Below are 25,287 nucleotides of genomic sequence, written 5' to 3'. Positions count from 1 at the left end.
CCCCCGCCCTGCATCTCCGACCCGCGCCCGTCGATGTCGACCGGAGCGGCCGGACGCGACCCCTCGCTCAGCCGCCACGCCGGTGCTGAACCCCGGTGACCAGCGCTGAATCGCCGACAGTCTACGCCAGCCACCGCCCACGCCACGGCACGGGACGCGGCCGGCGCCCCGCCCTCGCAACGGGCGGAAGCGCCGGACCGTGGCAAGCCACGGCCTGACGCCATGAACTGCCATTGCCGCCAGTCGTCAGTACCACTTGTCGCGATTCGGTGTGATCGCTAACAGCCTATACCGAAATCACGGTGCCTGATACGCCGGGAATTGCGGAAACGGGCAGTACAGCGAGCAGAAGGGCTTACGCCCAGGAAACCAAGCCGACGTGCGGGACCCGACCTGGACGCCTACTTCCATCGATTGACGCCTACCTCTGTTAACGCTAACGTAACGAATCACGGCCGGATTGGTGCACGAGACCCGGAGCACCGCCGCCCGCTCGGACGGCGCACAACCCGCCCCACAGACGACCCCACTGGCGGTATCACCGCGCCCGCAGCCCCACCACCACCTCATCCCCCCGCACGGAGGCACTGATGTCCTCTCCCCTCGTCAGCCGTCGATTCCTCCTGCAGTCCGCCGGCGCGGCGGCCGTCGCCACCACCGTCGGTTCCGCTGCCGGTGTCGATGCCGCCAGTGCCGCGCTTCCCCCCGTCCGCTCCGACATCGGCGTCTCCGCGTACGCCTTCGAACCGGGCCAGATCCGACTGACCGCCAGCCGCTGGCAGGACAACCAGAACCGCACGCTGAACTACCTGCGCTTCGTCGACGTCAACCGGCTGCTCTACAACTTCCGCGCCAACCACCGGCTCTCCACGGCCGGTGCGGCACCGACCGGCGGCTGGGACGCCCCCACGTTCCCGTTCCGCACCCACATGCAGGGGCATCTCCTGACCGCCTGGGCCAACGCCTGGGCGGTACTGGGCGACACCACCTGCCGGGACAAGGCCAACCAGATGGTGGCGGAGCTGGCCAGGTGTCAGGCCAACAACGCCGCCGCCGGCTTCAACACCGGCTACCTGTCCGGCTTCCCCGAGTCCGACTTCACCGCCCTGGAGGCACGGACGCTGAACAACGGCAACGTGCCGTACTACTGCATCCACAAGACTCTCGCCGGGCTGCTCGACGTCTGGCGCCTCATCGGCAACACCCAGGCCCGCGACGTGCTGCTGGCGCTGGCCGGCTGGGTGGACTGGCGCACCGGCCGGCTCACCACCGCCCAGATGCAGGCCATGCTGGGCACCGAGTTCGGCGGCATGAACGCCGTCCTGACCGACCTGTACCAGCAGACCGGCGCCGCCCGCTGGCTCACCGCCGCCCAGCGCTTCGACCACGCCGCCGTGTTCAATCCGCTCGCCGCCAACTCCGACCAGCTCAACGGCCTGCACGCGAACACCCAGGTGCCGAAGTGGATCGGCGCGGCCCGGGAGTTCAAGGCCACCGGCACCACCCGCTACCGCGACATCGCCAGCAACGCCTGGAACATCACCGTCAACGCCCACAGCTACGTGATCGGCGGTAACAGTCAGGCCGAGCATTTCCGGGCGCCTAACGCCATCGCCGCGTACCTCCGCTCGGACACCTGCGAGGCGTGCAACACGTACAACATGCTCAAGCTGACCCGCGAGCTGTGGTTGCTCGACCCGGACCGGGCCGCCTACTTCGACTTCTACGAGCGCGCGCTGCTCAACCATATGATCGGCCAGCAGAACCCGGCCGACAGCCACGGGCACGTCACCTACTTCACGCCACTGAACCCGGGCGGCCGCCGCGGCGTCGGCCCGGCGTGGGGCGGCGGCACCTGGAGCACCGACTACAACTCGTTCTGGTGCTGCCAGGGCACCGGTGTGGAGACCAACACCACGCTGATGGACTCCATCTACTTCCACAACGGCAGCACGCTGACCGTGAACCTGTTCATGCCGTCGGTGCTCACCTGGTCGCAGCGCGGGATCACGGTCACCCAGACCACCTCGTACCCGGTCGGCGACACCACCACCCTGACCGTCAGCGGCTCGGTCGGCGGATCGTGGACGATGCGGATCCGGATCCCCGGGTGGACGAGCGGCGCCACCGTCAGCGTCAACGGCACACCACAGACCATCGCCACGACACCGGGCAGCTACGCCAGCCTCACCCGATCCTGGGCCTCCGGGGACGTGGTCACGGTCCGGTTGCCGATGCGGGTCGTCCTGGCGGCCGCCAACGACAACGCCTCGGTGCAGGCGATCACGTACGGACCGGTGGTGCTCTCCGGCAACTACGGCACCACCACGTTGAGCGGACCACCGGCACTGGACACGGGCTCGATCACGCGGACGGGCAGCAACGCCCTCGCGTTCACCGCCCTCGCCAACGGCGCCCCGGTCAATCTCGGGCCGTTCTACGACGCACACGGGCACAACTACACGGTCTACTGGAGCACCGCCGCAGGCGGTGGTGGCAACGACGCGAGTTTCCGCCTGGTCAACGCGGCCAGCGGCCTCGTCCTCGGCATCCAGAACATGTCCACGGCGGACGGCGGGCTCGCCCTCCAGTGGGGCGACACCGGCACCGCCGACCACGACTGGCAGATCCTGGTCGACGGGTCGGCGATCCGCCTACGCAACGTCAACAGCGGCAAGGTGCTCGGGGTGGAGAACATGTCCACCGCCGACGACGCCCGCATCCTCCAGTGGGCCGACAACGGCACCGCCGACCACAACTGGACGCCCGTGGACGTGGGCGACGGCACACACAAGCTGCGCAACGTGCACAGCGGCAAGCTGCTGGCCATCGCCGGCGGCGCCACCGGCCAGGGCGCCCAGGCGGTGCAGGACCCGGACAACGGCAGCCTGGACAACCAGTGGCGGTTCGTCCCCAACGGCGCGCGCCGGATCCAGAACCTCGCCAGCGGGCTCGTACTCGGCGTGCAGGACATGTCGACCGCCGACGGCGGCCTCGTGATCCAGTGGGGCGACAGCGGCACCGCCGACCACCTGTGGACCGCGATCGTCGACACCGCCGGGTACCTGCGGCTGCGCAACTCCCACAGCGGCAAGGTGCTCGGGGTCGAGGGCGGCGCCAGCGCCGCCGGCACCCGGATCGTGCAGTGGGCCGACAACGGCGCGAGCGACCACCGGTGGCGGCTGCGGTACGGCGGCAGCGGTTACTTCCGCATCCAGTGCGCCAACGGCGGTCGGGTCCTCGGTGTCAGCGGTGGCTCCGGCAGCCAGGGCGCGCAGGTTGTCCTCGGCAACGACAGCGGGGCCGCCGACCAGCGGTGGCGCTTCGTCTGAACCACCCGGGCCTGCCCGTCACGCGAGCAGCCGGTCGGCCAACTGGCCGACCGGCTGCTCCCGTCGGGTCCGTGCGGGCTCAGAACCCCCGGGCGAGCCGGTAGTACGCCTGATTCCACCGGATCTCGTCCGCGAAGCGGCGCGGGTGGGTGTCGGCGTCGATGACGACCAGCTCGGTGCGGGTCATCTCGGCCAGGTCGTGCAGTTCCTCCACTCCGACCGCCTGGGACAGCACGGTGTGGTGGGGCGCGCCAGCGGTGATCCACGCCTCCGCCGAACCGGCCAGGTGCGGCCGGGGCCGCCACACGGCCCGTGCCACCGGCAGCTTCCGCAGCGGGTGCGGCGGCGACACGACGTCGACCTCGTTGGCCACCAACCGGAAGCGGTCCCCCATGTCGGCCATGCCGAGCACCACCGCCGGACCCGGGGCGGCGTCGAACACCAACCGCACCGGGTCCTCGCGGCCGCCGATGCTCAACGGATGGATCTCGACGGTCGGCTTGTCGGCGGCGATCGTCGGGCAGACCTCGAGCATGTGAGCGCCGAGGACCAGCTCGTTGCCCGGAGTGAGGTCGTAGGTGTAGTCCTCCATGAAGGAGGTGCCGCCCTCGACGCCCACCGCCATCGCCTTGAGCGTGTGGACCAGTACCGAGGTCTTCCAGTCGCCCTCGCCGCCGAATCCGTAGCCGTCGGCCATCAACCGCTGCACGGCGATGCCGGGCAGCTGACGGAGGCCGCCGAGATCCTCGAAGTTCGTGGTGAAGGCCCGGAATCCGCCAGCGTCCAGGAAGGCCCGCATGCCGAGTTCCAGGCGGGCGGCGTACCGCAACGACTCGTGCCGCTCGCCTCCGGCAAGGAGCTCACCGACGATGCGGTAGCTGTCGTCGTACTCCTTGACCAGCTCGTCCACCTGCGCGTCGGTGACCTCACCGACCACCTCGACCAGGTCGTTGACCCCGTAGGTGTTGACCGACACCCCGAACCGCAGCTCCGCCTCGACCTTGTCGCCCTCGGTCACCGCGACGTCGCGCATGTTGTCGCCGAACCGGGCCAGGCGCAGTGACCGCATCGCCGACCAGCCGAGCGCGGCGCGGGCCCACGCCCCGACGCGGGCGATCACCCGCGGGTCGCTGACGTGCCCGGCCACCGTCTTGCGGGCCACACCGAGGCGGGTCTGGATGTACCCGAACTCGCGGTCGCCGTGAGCGGCCTGGTTCAGGTTCATGAAGTCCATGTCGATGTCGCCCCACGGCAGCATGACGTTGGCCTGGGTGTGCAGGTGCAGCAGCGGCGTCTGGAGCGCGTCCAGCCCGGCGATCCACATCTTCGCCGGGGAGAAGGTGTGCATCCACGCGATGACCCCGACGGCGCCCTGTGCTGCGGCCTCCCGACAGACCTGAAGGATCTCACCGCTGTTGGTCAGGACCGGCTTCCAGACCACCCGGGCGGGAATCTGCGGTGAGTCGTCGAGCGCGGCCGCGATCACGCGGGACTGCTCGACGACCTGCCGGAGAGTGTCCTCGCCGTACATGCCTTGACTGCCGGTGAGGAACCAGATCTCGGGTGCGCTGTGTGGTGCCATGGGGTTGCCTTCCGCGAGTGGGGCGGTCACTTGTAACGGATTCCGATGAGGCGCTGGAGCAGGATGAACGCGAAGAGCAGGCCCCCGATCACGATCTTGGTCCACCAGGAGTTGAGGCTGCCGTCGAACGTGATGAGGGTCTGGATCACGCCCAGGACGAGGACGCCGAGAACCGTGCCGAAGACGTACCCCGAGCCGCCGGTGAGCACGGTGCCACCGATGACGACGGCGGCGATGACGTCCAGCTCCATGCCGACGGCGATCAACGGCGCACCGGAGAGGGTGTAGAAGGACAGCAGGATCCCGCCGATCGCGGAGCACAGACCGCTGATCGTGTAGACGGCGATCCGGGTCCTCCCCACCGGCAGACCCATCAGCAGGGCCGACTGGGAGTTGCCGCCGATGGCGTACACGTTGCGCCCCAGCCGGGTGTAGGCCAGCGTGTACGCGGCGACGGCGACCACGACGAAGGCGATCAGCACGCTGACCGAGACGAAGTTGCCCCGCGGGTCACCGATCCGCTCCTGCGACATCCTGGTCCAGAACCCGTCGGTGATCGGAATGGACGAGCCGGAGATGAACGTGCACATCCCCCGGGCGAAGAACATCCCGGCGAGCGTCACGATGAACGGCTGGATCTCGAAGAAGTGGATGGCGCAGCCCATCAGGAGGCCGAGCGTCGGGCCGATGAGCAGGGCGATGACGAGCACCAGCGCGGCCGGCAGACCCTCCTGGAGCAGCCAGGCCGACACCATCGCCGTCATGGCGACGACGGACCCGACCGACAGGTCGATGCCGCCGGTGAGGATCACGAAGGTCATCCCGACAGCGACCACGAGCAGGAAGCTGTTGTCGATGAAGACGTTGAAGATCACCTGCACGTTGGAGAACGCCGTGTACTGGGACACGCCGATGCCGTACATCACCAGCAGCAGGGCGAGCGTGGCCAGGACCGGAATCTGCCGCCTCGGCAGCCGGAACCGGGCACGACCAGCGGTGAGCGATCCAGTGGTCATGCCGGCACCTGCTCCTTCGGCTTGTCGGCGATGGTGTTGGGCTTCGGAGCGCCACGCCTGCGGCGGGCGAACCGGGCCCGGAAGGCCGGCGCCTGGATGAGACAGACGGCGATGACCACGACCGCCTTGAACAGCAGCGAGGTCTGCGGTGAGATGTCCATGGCGTACACCGTGGTGGTCAGGGTCTGGATGATCAGCGCGCCGATGATCGTGCCGCTGAGGAAGAACCGGCCGCCGGCGAGGGACGTACCGCCGATGACGACCGCGAGGATGGCGTCCAGCTCCACCCAGAGGCCGACGGCGTTGCCGTCGGCACTGGAGACGTTGGCCGTCATCATGAATCCGGCGACCGCGGCGCAGACGGCGCTGAGCACGTACGCGAGGAAGATGACCCGGCCGGAGCGGATGCCGGCCAGCCGGCTCGCCTCGGCGTTGCCGCCCACCGACTCGACGATCATCCCGAGCGCGGTGCGCCGGGTGAACGCGGCGACGAGCAGGGCCGCGGCGAGGGCGATGAAGATGGCCAGCGGCAGGGTCAACAGGTGGCCCAGCCCGATCGCCCGGAACGGCTCGGAGTTGATGGTGATGATCTGACCCTGGGTGATCAGCTGGGCGAGACCCCGGCCGGCCACCATCAGGATCAGGGTGGCGATGATCGGTTGGATTCCGATCACGGCCACCAGCACCCCGTTCCACGCGCCGAGCACGAGCGCGACCCCCAACGCCATCGCGAGGGCGGTCAGCACCACGGCAAGGCTGTTCTGGTCGGACTGCTTGCTGATGTACATGCAGGCGATCGCGCCACTGATCGCGCACACCGAGCCGACGGACAGGTCGATGCCGCCGGTCGAGATGACCAGGGTCATGCCCAGTGCGACGAGGATCAGCGGCGCGCTCAGCCGCAGGATGTCGATCGGCGAGCCGTACAGATGCCCGTCCTTGAGCTCGATCGACAGGAACCCGGGCCGGTAGATCGTGTTCGCGGCGAGCATGACGACCAGCACGGCGGCGGGCCAGAACAGCCGGTGGCCGGTCACCGCCCGGTAGCGGCCCATGGTGGCGTTCATCGGTCTGCCTCCTCCCGGTGGGACCCGGTGGCGATCGTCTGCATGATGCGGTCGGCGTCCAGGCTGTCGTCGTTGGCGAGCTGCGCGACCATCTGTCGATCCCGCATGACGGCCACCTTGTGGCTGAGGCGCAGCACCTCCTCCAGCTCGGCGGAGATGAACAGCACCGCCATGCCGCCGTCGGACAACTGGGTCACGAGCTTCTGGATCTCGGTCTTCGCGCCGATGTCGATGCCCCGGGTCGGTTCGTCGAGGATCAACAGTCGCGGCTCGGTGATCAGCCACCGTGCCAGGAGCACCTTCTGCTGGTTGCCGCCGGAGAGGTTGCGGACCGGCACCTCCGGGTCCGCGGGCCGGATGTTGAGTGCCTTGACGTACCTGTCGACCAGCTCGTCCTGGCGACGGCGCGGGATGGGCCGCAGCCAGCCGCGGGCCGCCTGCATCGCGAGGATCATGTTCTCGCGGACCGACAGGTCGGCGACGATGCCCTCCGCGCGGCGGTTCTCCGAGCAGAAGCCGACGCCGTGGTCGATGGCCTGGGCGGGGGTGCGCAGGCTGCTCGCCGTGCCGTCGACCACGACCTGACCGCCGTCGGGCCGGTCGGCCCCGAACAGCAACCGCGCCACCTCGGTACGCCCGGAGCCCAACAGGCCGGCCAGGCCCACCACCTCGCCGGCGTGGATGGTGAGGCTGAACGGCTCGACCGCGCCCGCCCGGCCGAAGTTCGACACCGCCACCAGGGGGGTGCCCTCCTCCAGCGCGGTCAGGTCCCGTCGGGAGTGCTCCTCGATGCCCTCCAGGACGTCGAGTTCCTTGCCGATCATCTTCTCGACCAGGGAGAGCTGGGGCAGCTCGGCGGTCAGGTACTCGCCGACGAGCCCACCGTTGCGCAACACCGTGATGCGGTCGGCGATCTCGTAGACCTGGTCGAGGAAGTGGGTGACGAAGAGGATCGCGATGCCCTCGCCGCGCAGTTGCCGCATGATGCGGAACAGTTGCGCCACCTCGCCGGCGTCGAGGCTGGACGTCGGCTCGTCCAGGATCAGCACCCGGGCCTTGATGTCGATGGCGCGGGCGATGGCGACCATCTGCTGGATCGCCAGGGAGTACGAGCCGAGCGGCGCGCTGACGTCGAGGTCGAGATCGAGGCGGGCCAGCAGGGCCCGGGCACGGCGGCGAACCTCACCCCAGCGGACGGCGCCGAGGAGCCGGGGCTCGCGGCCGATGAAGATGTTCTCCGCCACCGAGAGGTTGGTGCAGAGGTTGACCTCCTGGAAGACGGTGCTCACCCCGGCGGCGGTCGCCTGCATCGGCCCGCTGAAGGACACCGACTCGCCATCGAGGGTGATCGTGCCCTCGTCGGTGTCGTAGACGCCGGTGAGCACCTTGATGAGGGTCGACTTGCCGGCGCCGTTCTCGCCCATCAGGGCGTGCACCTCGCCGGGAAAGAGCCGGACGTTGACGTTGTGGAGTGCGCGCACCCCGGGGAAGGACTTGCTGATCCCGGTCATGGTCAGGACCGGACGGCTATCCGTCATCCCATCAGACCTCTTCTGGGTCGTCGACACGGAAGGCCGCTACGCTCCCGTGCGCCCGCCCGGTCGTCCCTGCGGGTCGATCGGGCGGGCCTGCTCCGGGTGGTCGCGGGCCAGGCCCGGTCCGTTGCGGGTAGGGGGCGACGCGGCGGGGCCGCCACGCGAGCGCGGCGACCCCCGGCGTCGATCAGTACTTGCGGTTGGGCAGCGCCTCCTTGGCCTGCTCCTGGGTGAAGGTGGTCTCCTCGGTCTCGATCCGAGCAGGCACCTCCTCGCCCGCGTGGACCTTCTTCGCCAGGTCCATCAGCTGCGGGCCGAGCAGCGGGCTGCACTCCGCGATGAAGTTGAACTTCCCGTCGGCGAGAGCCTGCATGCCGTCCTTGACGGCGTCGACGGTGATGATGGTGATGTCCTTGCCGGGCACCTTGCCAGCGGCGGTGATCGCCTCGAGCGCGCCCAGACCCATGTCGTCGTTGTGCGCGAACAGCACGTCGATCTTCGGGTTGGCCTTGAGGAACTGCTCCATGACGGCCTTGCCGCCGGCCCGCGTGAAGTCGCCCGGCTGGGAAGCGATGATCTTGAGGTTCGGGTTGGCGGCAATCGCCTCGCCGAAGCCCTTCTTGCGGTCGTTCGCCGGCGCCGCGCCCGTGTTGCCCTGCAACTCCACGATGTTCACCGGGCCCGAGGCGGTCTTCTTCTGTTCGACCAGCCACTCACCAGCGAGCCGGCCCTCCTTGACGAAGTCCGAGCCGAGGAACGTCTTGTACAGGGACTTGTCGGCCGAGTCGACCGAGCGGTCGGTCAGGATGACCGGGATGTCGGCGTCCTTGGCCTCCTTGAGCACGGTGTCCCACCCGGACTCCACCACCGGCGAGAAGGCGATCACGTCGACCTTCTGCTGGATGTAGTTGCGGATCGCCTTGATCTGGTTTTCCTGCTTCTGCTGCGCGTCGTCGAACTTCAGCTCGACCCCCGCCGCCGCGGCGGCCTCCTTGATCGAGGTGGTGTTCGCGGTACGCCAACCGCTCTCCGCGCCGACCTGCGAGAAGCCCAGGGTGAGCTTGCCGTCGTCGCTGGATCCGCCGCCGGTGTCACTGTTGCCGCAGGCCGCCATGCTGCCGACGAGCAGCGCACTGGCGATGACCGCGCCGGCACGCCACCGGGCGGAGTGCGTTCGCATCTTTCCCATCGGATCTCCTTGGCTCGGTGTGGTGGGTGACCGCGCCGACCGCAGAGATTCGGAAAGCGGCGTACGCGGGTGGTGCGTGCTGTACCTCGGTGGTGCGCACCGGCGAATCTCGACGGTCAGGACCCCGCCGGTGAGACTGGTTGTTGGCCGTAGACGTTCTGGTAGCGGTGGTAGAGCGCGTCGACGTCGGCCTGCGCGATCGGCACCGGCTGCCCGACCGCGCGGGCCAGGTGTGCGGTACGCGCCACGTCCTCGCACATGACCGCCGCCTTGACCGCCGCGCGGGCGTCGCGGCCGATGGTGAACACGCCGTGGTTGCGCATCAGCACCGCCGGCGAGCGGTGCCCGGCCAGTGTGGCGACGATGCCCTTGCCGATGTCGTCGCCGCCGATCAGGGCGAACGGGCCGACGGGGATCTCCCCGCCGAACTCGTCGGCCTGTGCCGTGAGGTGGCAGGGGATCGCCTCCCCACGGGCGGCCCAGGCGCTGGCGTACGAGCTGTGCGTGTGGACGACCCCACCGACCTCGGGCATGGCCCGGTAGACGTAGGCGTGGGCGGCGGTGTCGCTGGACGGGGCGAGATCCCCGTCGACGAGGACGCCGTCGAGGTCACACACCACCATGGTGTCCGCCGTGAGTTCGTCGTAGCCCACGCCGCTCGGCTTGATCACCATGAGGTCCCGGCCGGGGACCCGCGCGGAGACGTTGCCGGCCGTCCAGGCGACCAGGCGGTACCGGGTCAGCTCGGCGTGCAGGCGGGCGACCGTCTCCCGCAGTTCACCGATCTGTCGGTCCAGCTCGGCGTTCACGCGACCACCTCCAGTGGGGCCGCGGCGGTCCCGACCGCCGCGTTGCGGATCGCTCGCAGGCGGAGCATGACGTCGTTGCCCCCGCGCCCGAAGTGGTCGTGCAGGGCGCGGTACTCGGCGTAGAGGGCGTCGTAGGCGCGCGCCCGGTCGGGGTCCGGTCGGTAGACGGCCTCGTGCACCCGCCCCATCGCCTGCGACGCTTCGTGGATCGAGGGGTACTCACCGGCGGCGACCGCCGCGTGGATGGCCGACCCGAGCGCGGGGCCCTGTGCGGAGCCGATGATGTTCAGCGGACGGTTGGTCACGTCGGCGTAGATCTGCATCAACAGCTCGTTCGAGGTCAGACCACCGGCGATCACCAGGTCGTCCACCGCCACTCCGGCGTCGACGAACGCCTCGATGATCATCCGTGTCCCGTACGCCGTGGACTCCAGCAGCGCCCGGTAGATGTCCTGTGGTCGGGTGGCCAGCGTCATCCCGACGACGAGCCCGCTGAGGTCGTGATTGACCAGCAGTGAGCGATTGCCGTTCCACCAGTCCAGCGCGATCAGGCCGTGCGCGCCGACCGGCTGGCTGGCGGCCAGCTCGGTGAGGCGTTCGTGCGAGGCGACGCCGGCGGGGGCCGCGTGGTCGACGAACCAGCCGAAGATGTCACCCACCCCGCTCTGCCCGGCCTCGTAACCCCATGCGCCAGGGCTGATGCCGCCGTCGACGACACCGCACATCCCGGCCACCTCCGCGAGGTGGGCGCCGTTGACCACGTGGCAGGTGGAGGTGCCCATGATCGCGACGAGCCGACCGGGCCGCACGGCCTGCGCGGAGGCCGCCGTGACGTGTGCGTCGACGTTGCCGGCGGCGACCGCGATCCCCACCGGCAGGCCGGTCCAGGCCGCGGCCTGGGCGGTGAGCGTGCCGGCACGGGCGCCGAGGGGCAGCAGCGGGCCGTCCAGTTTGGCCACGAAGTCGCCGAAGTCCGGGTTGAGCGCGGTCAGGAACTCCGCCGACGGGTACTGGCCATCCTGCCGGATGCCCTTGTAGCCGGCCGTGCAGACGTTCCGGGTCTCGGTGCCGCTGAGCTGCCAGACGATCCAGTCCGCGGCTTCGACGAAACGCTCTGCCCGGTGGTAGACCTCGGGATCCTCCTCCAGCATCTGCAGGCCCTTGGCGAACTGCCACTCGGCGGAGATCTTGCCGCCGTACCGGCCGATCCACGGCTCCGCGCGCTCGTGGGCCAGCGCGTTGATCCGGTCGGCGTGCGGCTGGGCGGCGTGGTGCTTCCACAACTTGACCCAGGAGTGCGGACGGTCGCGCAGCTCGGGCGCCTCGCACAGCGGGGTGCCGTCGGCGAACGTCGGCAGCACCGTGCAGGCGGTGAAGTCGATGCCGATGCCGACTACCGCCGCCGGGTCGATCCCTGCGGCGGACACGGCCGCCCGGACGGCGTACCGCAGCACGTCACGGTAGTCCTCCGGATTCTGCAGAGCCCAGTCCGGCGGCAGCGGTCGACCTTCCGGAAGCTCCGTGCTGATGACCCCGTCGCGGTACTCGCGCACCGCCGTCCCCATCTCGGCACCATCACTGACCCGCACCACCAGGGCACGGCCGGACAGGGTGCCGAAGTCGACGCCGACGACGTAGCGTTCGCCGGCTCCGTCCACACGGTTCATGCTCACCTCCACCGTTAACGGTGACAGTGTTAACGCTCACATCTAAACCCGTCAAGACATCTGATCGCAACAGCTCCGTAACGGCGCCCTGGATCGTCCGACGGGTGCGTCGACGAGGTGCGACAGGCGCACAACGCGGTGCCACATCCGGACCACCCCGGGCAGGCCGTTCAGCGCGACCGTCCGATCACGACCATTCACCAGCGAGAGGCAATGTCAGCGATAACATCCATACCCGGCACGCAGGATATTCGGCTGATCATCGCGGGCAGACACTCAGGCTCATGAATGGGTGAGTCGTGGAGGACCGTCAATTGCAGCGGCCATCCGAAAGCGCAGGCTGCCGGCGCTTCCGCGACGCAGGGCCGGCTCGGCGACCCACGCCGGTCCGCCGTCGCTTCGGACCGTCAGTGCCCCACTTGTCCGGGACGGAAGTCGGTGCCAGCCGTCTGCCAGGGCTGGCGCCCGTGCCGTCATCCGGTGCGGCCATCCGGGTCCCGTCCGGTGACCGGGGATCACCGGATTCGATCCCGCGTCGATCTGGTCGACCGGCCACTGCTGCCAGACAAAACGCGGGACAGCAGAGAAGGATTCGATTGTTATCGATAACAACGCGATTCCCGCGAGGCCGCCGCCACTCCCGAGGGCCGTACGACAACGATCCTCAGACCGACCACGGGCACAGCTACGGAACGGACGACGGCCCGGCTTACCAGCCGGGCCGTCGTCGTCATCGCGGTGGATCGCAGCGAGCGCCTGCGTTCAGCGTGCGGGATTGCGGTTGTACAGCGCCCTGGCCCAGAAGAAGCAGAGCACGGTGATGACGGCGCACCAGGCGACCGCGAGGAATCCGTTGCTGCCGATGCCGGTGCCGAGCAGCAGACCGCGGAGGGTTTCCATCACAGGCGTGAAGGGCTGGTAGTCGGCGAACAGCCGCACCGCCGTCGGCATCGAGTCGGTGGGGACGAACCCGCTGCCGAGGAACGGCAGCAACACCAGCGGCATGGGCAGGTTGCTGGCCGTCTCGACACTCTTGCTGACCAGCCCGAGAGCGACCGACAGCCAGGTGAGCGCAAAGGTGATCATGGCGAGGACGCCGATCGCGGCGAGCCACTCGACCGGATTGGCGGTCGGCCGGAAGCCGACGAGCAGTGCCACACCGGTCACGACCGCGAGACTGAGCAGCGTCTGGAGCAGGCTGCCGAGCACGTGGCCGGTGAGGACCGACGGCCGGAAGATCGCCATGGTGCGGAACCGGGCGATGATGCCCTCGGTCATGTCCATGGCAACCGAGATGGCGGTGCCCTGCGCCGCGCTGGCCACGGTGATGAGCAGGATGCCGGGGGTGACGTAGTTGGCGTACTGGGCCCGGTCGCCGGTCGGCCCGAGGCCGGCGCCGAGCGTGCCACCGAAGACGTAGACGAAGAGCAGCAGGAAGATGACCGGCATGCCGATGAGCAGGAGCGTCATCGACGGATAGCGCCGCATGTGCAGGAGGTTGCGCCGCAGCATCGTGCTCGAGTCGCGGGCAGCGAGGGTGAGGGTGCTCATCGCGCCATGGCCCTTTCGTTGTCGGGTCGGCCGGTAAGGGTGAGGAAGACGTCGTCGAGGTCGGGGCCGTGCACGGTGAGACCGGCGACGCCGATCGAGGCGCGGTCGAGCTGGTCCAGCAGGGACCGCAGCGAGCCGACCCCGCCGTCGCTCGGGATCTGCAGGGTGAGCGCCGCGTCGTCGCGGGTGGCCGCCACGAGCAGCCGAGCGGCCGAGTCGAGCCCTTCGTGGTCGGCGAACTGCAGGACGACATGACCACCGGGGATGAGCCGCTTCAACTCGTGCGGGCTGCCCTCGGCGATCAGGCGGCCGTGGTCGAGGAACGCGACCCGGTCGGCGAGCTGGTCGGCCTCCTCCAGATACTGGGTGGTCAGCAGGATGGTGACGCCACCGGCGACGAGGTCGCGGATGATCTGCCACATCGCGCGGCGGCTACGCGGGTCGAGGCCCGTCGTCGGCTCGTCGAGGAAGATGACACGCGGCTCCCCGACCAGGGTCATCGCCAGGTCGAGCCGTCGGCGCATCCCCCCGGAGTACGTCGCCACCGGCTTGTCCGCCGCCTCCGCCAGGTCGAACTGCTCCAGCAGTTCGACGACGCGTCGCCGGCCGGCCGCCCTGCCGAGGTGGCGCAGGTCGGCCATCAGGCTCAGGTTCTCCCGGCCGGTGAGCAGGTTGTCGACGGCCGAGAACTGGCCGGTGACGCCGATCAGCTCGCGTACCGCGTCGGGTTCCCGGGTCAGGTCGTGGCCGCCGACGCGGGCCTCGCCGCCGTCGGCACCGATCAGCGTGGACAGGATCTGCACGGTGGTGGTCTTGCCAGCGCCGTTGGGGCCCAGCAGGGCGAAGATCGATCCTTCGGCGATCTCCAGATCGATGCCGTCGAGCACGACCTTGTCGCCGTACGACTTGCGCAGGCCGGTCGCGACTATCGCGGGTCGGGAAGGGCTGGCCATGGTCTCCTCGATTCGGGTACGGGGTTGTCGCCGCGCGCGGTCCGTCACGCGCGGCGGATCGTGATGTCGCCGTAGGAGGTGCCGGCCCGGACCTCGACCGTGTCGTCGGTCTGCGCCGGGCCGTCGGTCGTTTCGAGCGCGTTGTGCACCCGGCCGTAGCGGGAGCTGACGTCGAGCCAGGCGGCGGTCCCCCGGCGTACGCCGACCTCGACGGCCCCGTAGGACGTCTGCAGCTCGATCGACCCCCGCACGACCGCGCCCAGCCGGACGTTGCCGTACGCCGTCCGTGCCGTCACCGAGGCGAGAGCCTCGTCGACGGTGATGTCGCCGTAGGCGGAGTTGACCCGGACGTCGCCGCTGCTGCGGCCGACCCAGCAGTCGCCGGAGGAGTTCTTGATCTCGGTGGTGCCGTCGACATCGCCGAGGCGCACCTTGCCGGAGGAGGCCTTCACCCGAGCGGGGCCGGCCACGCGTTCCACGGCGACCTCACCGTGGCTGTTGTCGACGTCCAACGGTCCGGTCTGGTCGAGCCGGATCGCGCCGCCGGTCTTGAAGTGGCACTCGCCGAGCCGCCCCTCGCAGCGGAACGCGGCCCAGGACGACTCGGCGCGCACACGGGATCCCGTCGGCAGCTCGATCAGGACATCGACCGACGGCCCGGTGCCGAAGCCGTAGCGACGCCAACTCTTCGGCGCCCTGATCAGCAGTTGCCCGCCGGCGTACTCGACGGTGGTCTGCTCCGCGGCGCTCACGTCGGCCTTGTCCGACGGGTTACGGGGCCGCACCTCCACGACGGTGTCGGCACGGTCGGTCGCGCTGATCCAGGCGTCCCCCACCGGCAGCTCGATCCGGACGGAGATGGGCTCTGGCGTATCGAAAACAGGCATGGCGGTCTCCCGGAAGGTGGGCAGCGCACATCGCTGCAGGTCAGCGGTGGGGAAAGGAAAGGGAGTACGGGGTCAGCGCGCCCAGCCGGTGAAGTGCTGGCCGGAGCGTGGCTCCACCCGGCGCGCCGGGCGACGATCCGGCTCGCCCGCCCCGATGGCGCCGGCGACCGCCCGCACGAGCCAGGCGTTGACCGACAACCCCGCCCGTCCGGCAGCCTCCTCGACGCTGGCCTTCAACTGGTCGGGGAGCCGGAGGTTGATCCGCGACGTGCCACCCTCGTCGCCCCCGGGGGCGAGCACCGGCGGCGGCGGCGCTGGCGGGCCGGCGTCCTCGCCGCCCCCGTCGGTCGGCGGGCTGGCCGGCGTCACCACGAAGTCCGGTTCGCGCCCCCGCAGCCGGACGTGCACCGACCCGGGCGCGAGCTCCCGGGTGATCTCGCCGGCCGCGTCGGACAGCGCGTCGAGCAGCATGAGGCGGGTCGCCGCCTCCAGTTGGGTGAAGAGCCGCTGGGCCAGCGCCCGACTGTCCGGGTCGACGCCCTCCGCTGCCACGGCGAACTCGTTACGCAGGTTCTCGACGTACGGCCTCAGATCCATGACGCCATCATGGCACCACTTTGGCTCAGCGCGCAATACCTCTTGGCTCAGGGTGGTGTCAGCTTGCGGACGAGTGGCCGTACGCCCTGGTCAACCCCTGCGACCCCTGATGGGCGGCGTCAACTCGCCGAACGCGCGCCGGACCAGGTGGTTCGCGTCCTCCTGGCTCAGCCCGGTGGCCACCAGCAGGTCGCTGACGGTCGTGCGGACCTGCGCGACGACGACCGCGCCCGAGAAACCGACCCCCTCACGGTAGGCGTCACCCGCAGCGCAGACCGCCCGCAGTGCCTGATCCCTCGCCCGCCTGGGTTCGTCGCCGGCGGCGAACTGCCGCTTCAACAGCCGGACCGCCTCGGCCAGGCCCGCGACCGCCGTCGGCATCGGCTCCGGGATCGGCTCGCCGTCCTCGATCAGGGTCACCGCCCGGCGGATCAACGTCCCGCTGTTGCGCATCGCCCGGTCGATCGGTTCCGCCGCCTGCGCGTACCGGCCCACCGGCCCGTGCCGCTGGTGCCAGTGCACCGGCGACAGGATGCTGGCCTCCCGCGCCCCCTGCGTCGCCTCGACGAGGGCCTTCAGCTCGTCCTTGTTCTGCCGCAGCTCGACCAGGGCGGTACGCGCCGGAGCGACCTCGCGCTCGGCCAGCGCGCCGGCGGTGGCGTCGAGCTGGGCGCTGAGCAGGTCCAGCGCCGGACGGGCGGCCCGGTTGAGCACCCGGAGCGGGTTCAGCGGCAGCAGCACGGCGGTGACCAGCAGTGCCACCGCTCCCCCCACGAGCGCGTCCACGAACCGGGGGATCTCCAGATCACGCACGGATGGGGTGAGCGTGGCGATGAGCACCGCGGTCGCCCCGGCCTGGATGACCACCGCCGCACTGCCGGAGAGAAACAACGCGACGACGATCGCCAGCACCACGATCAGTGCGAGCTGCCACCACCCGGTGCCGATCACGACGAGCAGCAGGTCACCGATCAGCACCCCGACGGTGACGCCGATGATCAACTCGACCGTACGGCGCAGGCGTTGACCCACCGACGCGGCGAGAGTCGACACCGCCGAGATCGGCGCGAACACCGGCTGAGAGACGTGCAGCACGTCGTGCACCACCACCCAGGACAGCGCCGCGGCGAGGCCGGCCTGCACGGCGAGCCCCCAGGTGGCGCGCAGCCGACGCGACCGTTCCCGCAGGACGGCGGCCGAACGAGCCGGAACCCTGGCGGCGACCCCCGCCAGGCCGGCCCGGGCGGAGTCGTCGGGCCGGGTCGGTGCATCCCCGTCCGCCCCGTTCCGACCGGCATCGACCATGGCGGCACCTACCCCACCCCGCCCGGATCAGTCCTGGCCGCCACGGCCCGCGGTCGGGTGCCGGCTGTGCAGGACGCCGCTGGTGCCACGATTGCGCCCCTCCAGGCCGGGTAGACCCCGGCCTGCCACGTGGGTGGCGGGCGTCCTCGGCCGGATGCGTGGGGCAGGGACTGCCGGGACGCCTCGGGGGGCGATTGTCGGATGGATCAGCGCGATTGAGCGGGTCGGGCAGCTCTGGCGGGGTCGTCGAGCTGCGGGTGCACGGGGTCTCCAGTACGAGCGCCGAGCAGGTGTTGGGGCTGGAGCAGACCTCGCAGGTCGCGGGAGACCGCAGCGGCGGCTTCTACCGGGCCAGTCCGCGCTGTTCGCACACCAGCGGCGCGCAGGGGGTGGCGCTGGAGGCGTACCGCTGGGGTGATCTGCCCTCCGGGACCGTGGCCCGCACCCTGGCGCTGGTCTTCCTGCTGCCGTTCATGCTGGCCAACGTGGCGATCTGGATGCGCCCGGCGAACCCTGGCTCCGAGGCCATGGTCAAGTCCCTGTGCCGGGTGCTGGCGCTCACGCTCACCGCGCTGTACGTCCTCGCCGCCGCCGGCGTCGCCCTGGACCTGCTGGCCTGGAAGTGCATGACCTCGTCTGGCTGCCTGGCCGGGCGTAGCTGGTTCTCCTGGTTGGGAGGGCAATCCACCGGGCTGCGGCTGGCGGTGCTCGCGCTGGGCCCGGCCGCCGCCATCGGCCTGCTCTGGCGGCTCAGCAACCGCCCGGGCAGAACCTTCGAGGCGTTTCGGGCACCCGAGAGGGAGGTCTCCGGTCTACCGCTCGGCGCGGTCGGTCAGTGGGACGCCGAGCCGCTGGTGGGTCGGCTGCGCTCCATCCACGTGGCAGCGGCGTTCGCGACACTGGACGTCACGTTGCTCGCCGCCCGAGCCGCGAGCGGCGCCTCGGCCGGCACGATCACGCTGGTCGTGGTCACCGGGGTGGTCCTGGCCGCCTGCGTGGTCCTGCTCTGCACGCCCCCGCTGATCGACCGGGGCGCTACGGACCGGCGGCTCGACGCGATCACCACCACGCTGCGGACGACCGCCATCATCCTGACCGTGGTGGTCGTAGCCCACCTGCTGGCCAACCCGGCGCCGTGGCGCACCGGGGGCGCCCTGCCCGGCTACGAGGCGATTCTGGCCTGCGTGTTCGTCGCCCAGACGACACTGCTGGTGGCCCTGGGCGTGGTGCTGCTCTGGCGCCGGGACCGGCGGCGGGGCGCCACCCCGCTGTTCGGGCTGGGAACGCTGGTGATGGTGGCCGTCGCGATCAGTCTGGCGGTGGCGTACTCCGCGGAGCTCGTCTACCGGGTGGCGGACTTTCTGGATCGCGACGCCCCGACCGGAGAGGGAATCGTCAACGGCCCGCCGTGGGCGTACACCTGGGCGATCTTCGGCTTCTTCCGGACGGTGCTGTTCACGCTGATCGTCGTTGGCCTGGTCATTCTGGTCTCCCGCCGCGGCCGGTACCGCGCCGCGGCGGCGATCGTCGCGCGCGACCACCCGGACCCGCCCGCCGAGGCCGAGCCCCGGCTGCGGCAGGTGCGACAGGTGATAGCACGTGCCCTGTTCACCGAGAAGCTGGTGCCCCTGGCCGTGGTCTTCGGCTGTCTCGCGGGACTCGGCACGGCCACCACCACCATCGGCCTGCTGGGGCTGTTCCCGAGTGACGTCGTCGAGCGGTACGCCGGCGTGCCGTCCGACGTCGTCACCTTCGCCATCGCGTTCGGCAGTTGGGTGATCGCGGCGATCATCCTCGGCCTGGTCATCGGGGGAGTCTTCGCCTACCGGACCAGCCAGTTCCGGCGGTACGTCGGAGTCATCTGGGATCTGGGCACCTTCTGGCCCCGGGCCGCCCACCCGTTCGCGCCGCCCTGCTACGCCGAGCGGGCCGTGCCGGAGCTGACCCGACGCATCACCTACCTGGTGGAACGCGGCGACGCGGTGGTGCTCACCGGGCACAGCCACGGCTCGGTCCTGGTCGCCGCGACGGTGCTCCAGTTGCCACCACAGGTCGGCAGCCGGGTCGCCCTGCTCACCGACGGGGCACCGCTGCGTCGGCTCTACGGCCGGCTCTTCCCCGCCTACGTCAACGACGCGGTGCTGCAGGAGGTTGGTGACCGGGTCGGCTGGCGGTGGGTGAACCTGTGGCGTGACACCGACCCCATCGGTGGCTGGATCTTCTCCGGCCACCGGCCGGGCGAGATGGCGACCGTCGACGGCCCGGCCATGACGGTGGACCGCCGGCAGCGGGATCCGCGCGGCGTGGTGACTCCCCCCGGGGACAGCATCCCCCCACCCATCCAGGGGCACTGGGGGTGCGAGTCCGACGACCGGTTCATCCGGGCGGTGCGGGAGCTGGTGGAGCGCCTCGGCGCTACGGCGGGTCCCAGAACCGACCCGCCGTAGCGCGCCGGGGACGTCACTTCCCGCGAGCCGCCCGCGCACGCCAGTCGTCGAGGTTGGTGTCGGCGACGCGGGCGTCGCCAGCGGGAACGAGTGAGCGTTCGCCGAGTTTCGCGCCGAAGTACCGGGCCTCGGGGTCGGTCACCACCGAGCGGGGGTCGGACTGGGCCGCGAGGACGGATCGACCCAGTTCGTCGAGGCGGAACTGCTCCGGTCCGGCGATGTCGACCGCCCCGTTCATCGGTGCGCCGACCGTGACCTCGGCCACCGCGGCCGCGACGTCGGCGGCCGCCATCGGCTGGATGAACACCGGCGCGAGGCGTACGGTGTCGCCGTCCGCGGCGGCGTCGATGATGCCCTGGACGAACTCGAAGAACTGCGTGGCGTGCACCAGCGAATAGGGCAGACCGGACGCGGTGATGAGCTTCTCCTGGGCGACCTTCGCCCGCATGTACCCGCTGTCGGGAATGCGGTCCGAACCCACGATCGAGAGCGCCACGTAGTGCCCCACCCCGGCGGCCGCCGCGGCCGCGAGGAGGTTCCGGGTCGACGTCTCGAAGAACTCCAGCACGGCGGCGTCCTCGAACGAGGGCGAGTTCGACACGTCGACGACGACGTCGGCGCCGTCGAGCACCTCACTGACCCCTTCGCCGGTCAGCGTGTTCACGCCGGTCTTGGGCGACGCCGGCACCGCCTCGTGGCCCTGCTCACCGAGACGGTCCACGAGCTTGGAGCCGATGAGGCCGCTGCCGCCGATGACGACGATCTTCATGATCGAACCACTTCCTGCCTGCCCGCGATGGGCTGAGTCGTTGCCAACCAGGTACGACGGAAACAGGGCGCCGATCCGTGACAGGTGCGTCGATCCAGTTGCCGGGATGCCCCGGTCGGTGGAGCCACGGACGACATCAGGCTACGTACCTGTGGATGTCTGGCGCTGGGACATCACGGCTCATGATTGCGCAGGTCGTGCAGGATGGTGACGGCGTCCCAGCGCACCTGGAGGTCGGCATGGCGGCGGTGTCCCACCCGGTGTACGCCCGGGTCTACGAGCGACTCAGTGTGGCCATGGACCGTGCCGGCACCGCCGAGTACCGACGGGACCTGGTGGCCGGCCTGTCCGGCCGGGTGATCGAGATCGGCGCGGGCAACGGACGGATGTTCCCCCACTACCCTCCCGCGGTGACCGAGGTCGTCGCGGTCGAGCCGGAACGACGGCTGCGTGCGGCCGCCCTCAGGGCGGCGTCGACGGCGCCGGTACCGGTCACGGTCGTCGACGGTCTGGCCGAGGCGCTGCCCGCCGGGGACGGCGAGTTCGACGCGGCCGTGGCCGCGTTGGTGTTGTGCACCGTGCCCGACCAGGCGAGCGCGCTCGCCGAGATCGGCCGGGTGCTGCGTCCCGGTGGGCAGTTGCGGTTCTTCGAGCACGTCGCCGTCGAGGAGCCCGGCCGTCTGCAACGGGCCCAACGGCTGCTCGACGCGACGCTCTGGCCGAAACTGTTCGCCGGCTGCCACACCGGCCGTGACACCGCCGCCGCCATCAGCTCCGCCGGGTTCGTCATCGAGGACGTGCACCGGTTCCGGTTCCCGGCCGGCAGCAACAGCCCGTCCTCGCCGTGCGTCCTCGGCCGCGCGATCAGAGCGGTCCCGACGAACCTGCACTGAGGACGGCACCCGTCGGCTGAACCGACCGCGACCGCTGCCGCCGACGGCGCTCCGACATCAGATGCCGCATGTGGATGCGGCCGGTGGCCGTGGTGGCGAGCCGAGCCAGGAAACGCGAGACCGACGACGGGAACGTGAAGGTCGATCCTCTTTGCACCGCCGGGCTGACTTATTGTCCCGTTTTGATGGCATAAGCGCATCTGGCGTGATGTGGTGGTCACCGCACTTGTCTGCGTCATATAGATGGTTCCGCGCAGGAATGCGGTTCGTGAGACGCCGCCTGCGAGTAGTACCCACGGAGGGTGTTCTGTGACAGCTAAACCCAATTCTCGTCTACGGCGTACGGCCCTGCCGGCGCTCGCGGCTTCCGCGGCCGCCGCTGTGGCGGCCAGCTTGCTGCTCTTCAGCTCGACCGCGGCCAACGCCCAGGAAGCACCGGTGAACCTGGGAACGGCGGCCAACTTCTCCGTCCTGGCCGGCGCCGAGCCCACCAACACCGGCCCCAGCTTCCTGGCCCAGAGCCTCGGCCGGTTCCCGGGGAACACCGCGGCCGGCTTCGAGACGGCAACCATCGGGGGCGAGGTCCACCTCGGCGACGCGGTCGCCCTCCAGGCCCAGAGCGACCTGACGATCGCCTTCAACGACGCCGCCGGTCGGACCCCCTTCACCAACCTTCCGGCGGAACTGGGCGGCAACACCCTCAACGCCGGGGTCTACCGGATCGGGGCCGCGCAGCTGACCGGGCCGTTGACGCTCAACGGCCAGGGCGACCCGTCGGCCGTGTTCATCTTCCAGATCGACTCGTCGCTGACGACGGCGTCGAACAGCAGCGTCGTCCTGATCAACGGCGCGTCGGCCTGCAACGTGTTCTGGAAGATCGGCAGCTCGGCCACGATCGGCACGGGCACCACCTTCGTGGGCACCATCATGGCCCAGGCGTCGATCACGCTGGCAACGGGCGCGACACTCCAGGGCCGCGCCCTGGCGAGAACGGCCGCCGTCACCCTCGACACCAACGTCATCACGGCACCCACCTGCGCTGGACCGACGGGTCCGCCCGGACCGACCGGCCCACCCGGACCGACCGGCCCACCCGGACCGTCCGGCCCTCCCGGCAGCCCCGGCGCCCCGGGAAGCCCTGGAGCACCCGGTAGCCCCGGTGCCCCCGGTAGCCCTGGAGCACCCGGTAGTCCCGGCGCCCCCGGTAGCCCTGGAGCACCCGGAGCGCCTGGCGCACCTGGCGCGCCGGGAGCACCCGGCGCACCCGGAGCACCCGGAGCACCCGGCAGCCCTGGAGCACCTGGTAGTCCCGGCGCCCCCGGTGGCCCTGGCAGCCCGGGCGGCAAGTCTCCGATCCTGCCGGTAACCGGTGGTGGCGCGGTCCCTGCCATGACGGGCCTGGGAAGCGTCATGGTCGCCCTGGGCGGGCTCGCGTTCTTCCTCGCCCGGCGTCGAAGCCAGGAGTCCTGATCGGTGGCCCGGCCGGCGATGTGCCGGCCGGGCCACCTCCGAGCGGGGACGGCCCGTCGAGGTACGGAGACGGACGGTTCGGCGGGTGAGGCCCGCTCCGTGGCGTCTTCCTCCCGCTCGTGCGACAGGTAGAGCAGGACCCGGGCTGCCCCTTCCCCAGACGCACCACCCAGGTCTGCACGGAACCGGGCCTCGAAACTCGCTTGCCGGCCGCGCTCGGCTCCGCCACAGTGGCGTCCATGACGTACTGACGGACATCACCGAATCTGCTCCGAGCCCCCGGCCGCGCCGCCCGGGGCCGTGACGCCGCCCGCCCCTCCGTCTGTACGAGATGTGAGCCACCTTGTCCCAGCACCTCTCGGATCGGGAGTCGCTGCCCCGATCCACCCCCGCCACCGTCACCGTGTTCGCCTCCCCCGCCAGCTGGGTCGAGTCCGACGCCCTCACGCAGTGCCGGCAGGTGGCCGCCCTCGACGGCATGATCCACGTTGCCGCCATGCCGGACCTGCACCCGGGCAAGGGCGCGCCCATCGGCGCCGCCATGGCGTCGACCGTGCTGTACCCGTTCCTGGTGGGCTCCGACATCGGCTGCGGCATCGCCGTGTTCCCCATCCGGCTCAAGCGGGCCGTGCCCGAGCGGCTCGCCGCCCGGTTCCCCGACCTCGACCGCGCGCTGGACCCGCAGCAGCACGCCGACGACCCGGCCTGGGCCGTCGCGCCGGACGACATCCCCGCCGGTCACCTGGAGGGCCTCGGGACGGTCGGCCGGGGTAACCACTTCGTCGAACTCGCACGCGTCGAGACCGTCTTCGACCCGGGCCACGCCAGCCGCCTCGGGCTCGACGCCGGCGACCTCGTCCTCATCGTCCACAGTGGTTCCCGTGGCCTGGGCGAGCGGATCCTGCGGGCGCACACCGAGGTCCACGGCGCCGGCCCCGCCCCCGACCCGGCCGCCTACCTGGCGATGCACGACGACGCCGTGCGGTGGGGGTCGCTCAACCGCCGGCTGATGGCCGCCCGGGTCGCGCACGCCCTGGGCGCCGAGCCCACCGAGCCGATCGTGGACCAGTGCCACAACCTGGTCGAGGTCCGCGACGGGGTCTACCTGCACCGCAAGGGCGCGGCCCCCGGTGACGGCCGTGACGTGCTCATCGCCGGTACGCGGGGTACCGCCTCCTACCTCGTGGCCGCCCACGCCGGCGCGGACGCCAACCACTCGGTGGCGCACGGCGCGGGCCGCAAGATGTCCCGCGCCGACGCCCTGCGCCGAGGCCGGGCCAAGCACACGGTCGAGGAGCTGCGCCGCACGCCGGTGGGTTCCGTGGTGGTGTGCGGGGACCGCCAGTTGCTCTTCGAGGAGGCGCCCACGGCGTACAAGCGCATCGAGCAGGTGATCGCCGACCTGGTCGACCACCACCTGGCCACACCGGTGGCCGCCACCACTCCGCTGGTCACGTACAAGACGCCCGACGTTGGATCCGCGGCCCGACCGGACCGCCGTGACCAGCGTCGCAGGCGGGGGCGGTCATGAGCGTACGCCTGCTGCTGTCGGCCGGGCGTGGCCCGCAGGAGTGCGCCTGGGCGCTGACCCACCTACTGCGTCGTCTGGAGGACGACGCCATCGCACAGGGCCTGACGACCCGGAGGGAAGAGACCCTGCCGGGTGACCGGCCCGGCACCCACCGATCGGTCCTGATCCAGATCTCCGGTGCCGGCGCCGAGGCCTTCGCCGCCTCGTGGACCGGCACCCTGTGCTGGCAGGCTCCCAGCCCCTACCGGTCGGGCACCGGCCGGAAGAACTGGTACGTCACCGCTCGCCCACCCCAGCTCGACGCTCCGCCGACCAGGTTCGCGGAGGCGGACGTACACATCGTCGCCTGCCGCACCGGCGGGCCCGGCGGTCAGCACCGCAACAAGGCCAGCACGGCGGTACGGGCGACCCACCGTCCCTCGGGCATCGTGGTGGTGGTGGACGACGAGCGGCAGTTCAGCCTGAACCGCCGCATCGCGCTGCAACTCCTGCGGCGGCGCATCGAGGACGGCGACGAGGCGGCCCGACGTGCCGTCACCACCTCCCGGTGGCGCATCCACGACGAGCTCGTTCGCGGCGACCCCACCCGGGTCGAACGCCCCGACCCGTCCGAACCGGACCAGGCCCCGCACCGGCGTTCGCGGAAGCGACGGCGGGCAGACTGAGACAGGCCGGCCCACCCGTTGG

At 70.7% G+C, this 25,287-nt stretch carries 19 protein-coding genes and 1 pseudogene; 6 read left to right on the top strand and 14 right to left on the bottom strand.

The genetic code is table 11. The features are described from left to right. Nucleotides 1–590: 590 nt before the first annotated feature. Nucleotides 591–3,332, top strand: coding sequence for a beta-L-arabinofuranosidase domain-containing protein (locus M8C17_RS27475; RefSeq protein ID WP_252419462.1), 2,742 nt, complete (start codon nucleotides 591–593; stop codon nucleotides 3,330–3,332). Between the two features lie 79 nt (nucleotides 3,333–3,411). Here M8C17_RS27475 and araA read toward each other — a convergent pair whose 3' ends face one another. The 12 genes from araA to M8C17_RS27415 all read right to left on the bottom strand — a co-directional run bounded on the left by araA (nucleotide 3,412) and on the right by M8C17_RS27415 (nucleotide 17,490). After that, nucleotides 3,412–4,914 (bottom strand): L-arabinose isomerase, encoded by a 1,503-nt coding sequence (araA, locus tag M8C17_RS27470; protein WP_252419461.1) that lies wholly within the window; start codon nucleotides 4,912–4,914, stop codon nucleotides 3,412–3,414. Nucleotides 4,915–4,940: 26 nt separating this feature from the next. Continuing rightward, nucleotides 4,941–5,930: a galactofuranose ABC transporter, permease protein YjfF gene (gene yjfF / locus M8C17_RS27465; RefSeq protein ID WP_252419460.1), complete on the bottom strand. Its 990-nt coding sequence runs from the start codon at nucleotides 5,928–5,930 to the stop codon at nucleotides 4,941–4,943. Next, on the bottom strand, nucleotides 5,927–6,997 hold the full coding sequence (locus M8C17_RS27460) for an ABC transporter permease (protein WP_252419459.1): 1,071 nt from the start codon (nucleotides 6,995–6,997) through the stop codon (nucleotides 5,927–5,929). Before M8C17_RS27460 ends, yjfF begins: the two co-directional genes overlap by 4 nt. After that, the gene (locus M8C17_RS27455) at nucleotides 6,994–8,535 is read right to left on the bottom strand and encodes a sugar ABC transporter ATP-binding protein (protein ID WP_252419458.1); all 1,542 of its coding nucleotides are present in this window, start codon (nucleotides 8,533–8,535) and stop codon (nucleotides 6,994–6,996) included. The genes M8C17_RS27460 and M8C17_RS27455 overlap by 4 nt, the downstream gene beginning before the upstream one ends. Nucleotides 8,536–8,719: 184 nt before the next feature. Next, nucleotides 8,720–9,721, bottom strand: coding sequence for an ABC transporter substrate-binding protein (locus tag M8C17_RS27450; RefSeq protein WP_252419457.1), 1,002 nt, complete (start codon nucleotides 9,719–9,721; stop codon nucleotides 8,720–8,722). A gap of 116 nt (nucleotides 9,722–9,837) precedes the next feature. Then, complete coding sequence (locus M8C17_RS27445; protein WP_252419456.1) at nucleotides 9,838–10,530, bottom strand: L-ribulose-5-phosphate 4-epimerase; 693 nt, start codon at nucleotides 10,528–10,530, stop codon at nucleotides 9,838–9,840. After that, the gene (gene araB / locus M8C17_RS27440; protein WP_252419455.1) at nucleotides 10,527–12,197 is read right to left on the bottom strand and encodes a ribulokinase; all 1,671 of its coding nucleotides are present in this window, start codon (nucleotides 12,195–12,197) and stop codon (nucleotides 10,527–10,529) included. The genes M8C17_RS27445 and araB overlap by 4 nt, the downstream gene beginning before the upstream one ends. Nucleotides 12,198–12,959: 762 nt before the next feature. Then, on the bottom strand, nucleotides 12,960–13,748 hold the full coding sequence (locus tag M8C17_RS27435; protein WP_252419454.1) for an ABC transporter permease: 789 nt from the start codon (nucleotides 13,746–13,748) through the stop codon (nucleotides 12,960–12,962). Continuing rightward, nucleotides 13,745–14,701 carry an ATP-binding cassette domain-containing protein gene (locus M8C17_RS27430; protein WP_252419453.1) on the bottom strand — a complete coding sequence of 319 codons (957 nt, stop codon included), beginning with the start codon at nucleotides 14,699–14,701 and terminating at the stop codon, nucleotides 13,745–13,747. The genes M8C17_RS27435 and M8C17_RS27430 overlap by 4 nt, the downstream gene beginning before the upstream one ends. A 44-nt stretch (nucleotides 14,702–14,745) precedes the next feature. Next, nucleotides 14,746–15,588 (bottom strand): DUF4097 family beta strand repeat-containing protein, encoded by an 843-nt coding sequence (locus M8C17_RS27425; protein ID WP_252419452.1) that lies wholly within the window; start codon nucleotides 15,586–15,588, stop codon nucleotides 14,746–14,748. A 72-nt stretch (nucleotides 15,589–15,660) separates the two neighbouring features. Further along, on the bottom strand, nucleotides 15,661–16,185 hold the full coding sequence (locus tag M8C17_RS27420) for a hypothetical protein (RefSeq protein ID WP_252419451.1): 525 nt from the start codon (nucleotides 16,183–16,185) through the stop codon (nucleotides 15,661–15,663). A gap of 90 nt (nucleotides 16,186–16,275) precedes the next feature. Next, on the bottom strand, nucleotides 16,276–17,490 hold the full coding sequence (locus M8C17_RS27415; protein ID WP_252419450.1) for an FUSC family protein: 1,215 nt from the start codon (nucleotides 17,488–17,490) through the stop codon (nucleotides 16,276–16,278). Between the two features lie 215 nt (nucleotides 17,491–17,705). Here M8C17_RS27415 and M8C17_RS27410 point away from each other — a divergent pair, with 215 nt between their 5' ends. After that, nucleotides 17,706–19,937, top strand: a complete 2,232-nt coding sequence (locus tag M8C17_RS27410) for a hypothetical protein (RefSeq protein WP_252419449.1) — start codon at nucleotides 17,706–17,708, stop codon at nucleotides 19,935–19,937. A 13-nt stretch (nucleotides 19,938–19,950) separates the two neighbouring features. Here the strand turns inward: M8C17_RS27410 and M8C17_RS27405 are convergent, their stop codons facing one another. Beyond that, a complete protein-coding gene (locus tag M8C17_RS27405; protein ID WP_252419448.1) occupies nucleotides 19,951–20,706 on the bottom strand; it encodes an SDR family oxidoreductase in 756 nt (251 codons plus the stop codon). Nucleotides 20,707–20,903: 197 nt separating this feature from the next. On the opposite strand from M8C17_RS27405, the gene M8C17_RS27400 reads away from it, so the two are divergent. Both M8C17_RS27400 and M8C17_RS32240 read left to right on the top strand, forming a co-directional pair. Then, nucleotides 20,904–21,599 carry a class I SAM-dependent methyltransferase gene (locus tag M8C17_RS27400; protein ID WP_252419447.1) on the top strand — a complete coding sequence of 232 codons (696 nt, stop codon included), beginning with the start codon at nucleotides 20,904–20,906 and terminating at the stop codon, nucleotides 21,597–21,599. Nucleotides 21,600–21,842: 243 nt separating this feature from the next. Further along, nucleotides 21,843–22,565 (top strand): annotated as a pseudogene (locus tag M8C17_RS32240) (ice-binding family protein); the annotation flags it as partial. Nucleotides 22,566–22,620: 55 nt separating this feature from the next. On the opposite strand, the gene M8C17_RS32235 reads toward M8C17_RS32240, so the two are convergent. Then, nucleotides 22,621–22,899, bottom strand: a complete 279-nt coding sequence (locus M8C17_RS32235) for a hypothetical protein (protein ID WP_308209596.1) — start codon at nucleotides 22,897–22,899, stop codon at nucleotides 22,621–22,623. A gap of 513 nt (nucleotides 22,900–23,412) precedes the next feature. On the opposite strand from M8C17_RS32235, the gene M8C17_RS27390 reads away from it, so the two are divergent. Beyond that, nucleotides 23,413–24,600, top strand: coding sequence for an RNA ligase RtcB family protein (locus tag M8C17_RS27390; protein WP_252419445.1), 1,188 nt, complete (start codon nucleotides 23,413–23,415; stop codon nucleotides 24,598–24,600). Beyond that, nucleotides 24,597–25,265: a peptide chain release factor H gene (gene prfH / locus M8C17_RS27385; RefSeq protein WP_252419444.1), complete on the top strand. Its 669-nt coding sequence runs from the start codon at nucleotides 24,597–24,599 to the stop codon at nucleotides 25,263–25,265. Before M8C17_RS27390 ends, prfH begins: the two co-directional genes overlap by 4 nt. Nucleotides 25,266–25,287: the final 22 nt, after the last annotated feature.

The sequence above is a fragment of the Micromonospora sp. RHAY321 genome, assembly GCF_023896955.1.
Lineage (GTDB): Bacteria > Actinomycetota > Actinomycetes > Mycobacteriales > Micromonosporaceae > Micromonospora.
The sequence above is the reverse complement of the archived record's forward strand: the minus strand, read 5'-3'. Positions and strand labels throughout refer to the sequence as shown.

Coding starts and splice junctions, on each gene's coding strand:
- M8C17_RS27405 (WP_252419448.1), bottom strand. CDS start 20,706: ATGAAGATCGTCGTCATCGGCGGCAGCGGCCTCATCGGCTCCAAGCTC.
- M8C17_RS27450 (WP_252419457.1), bottom strand. CDS start 9,721: ATGGGAAAGATGCGAACGCACTCCGCCCGGTGGCGTGCCGGCGCGGTC.
- prfH (WP_252419444.1), top strand. CDS start 24,597: ATGAGCGTACGCCTGCTGCTGTCGGCCGGGCGTGGCCCGCAGGAGTGC.
- M8C17_RS27420 (WP_252419451.1), bottom strand. CDS start 16,185: ATGGATCTGAGGCCGTACGTCGAGAACCTGCGTAACGAGTTCGCCGTG.
- M8C17_RS27425 (WP_252419452.1), bottom strand. CDS start 15,588: ATGCCTGTTTTCGATACGCCAGAGCCCATCTCCGTCCGGATCGAGCTG.
- M8C17_RS27455 (WP_252419458.1), bottom strand. CDS start 8,535: ATGACGGATAGCCGTCCGGTCCTGACCATGACCGGGATCAGCAAGTCC.
- M8C17_RS27430 (WP_252419453.1), bottom strand. CDS start 14,701: ATGGCCAGCCCTTCCCGACCCGCGATAGTCGCGACCGGCCTGCGCAAG.
- M8C17_RS27475 (WP_252419462.1), top strand. CDS start 591: ATGTCCTCTCCCCTCGTCAGCCGTCGATTCCTCCTGCAGTCCGCCGGC.
- M8C17_RS27460 (WP_252419459.1), bottom strand. CDS start 6,997: ATGAACGCCACCATGGGCCGCTACCGGGCGGTGACCGGCCACCGGCTG.
- yjfF (WP_252419460.1), bottom strand. CDS start 5,930: ATGACCACTGGATCGCTCACCGCTGGTCGTGCCCGGTTCCGGCTGCCG.
- M8C17_RS27435 (WP_252419454.1), bottom strand. CDS start 13,748: ATGAGCACCCTCACCCTCGCTGCCCGCGACTCGAGCACGATGCTGCGG.
- araA (WP_252419461.1), bottom strand. CDS start 4,914: ATGGCACCACACAGCGCACCCGAGATCTGGTTCCTCACCGGCAGTCAA.
- araB (WP_252419455.1), bottom strand. CDS start 12,197: ATGAACCGTGTGGACGGAGCCGGCGAACGCTACGTCGTCGGCGTCGAC.
- M8C17_RS27415 (WP_252419450.1), bottom strand. CDS start 17,490: ATGGTCGATGCCGGTCGGAACGGGGCGGACGGGGATGCACCGACCCGG.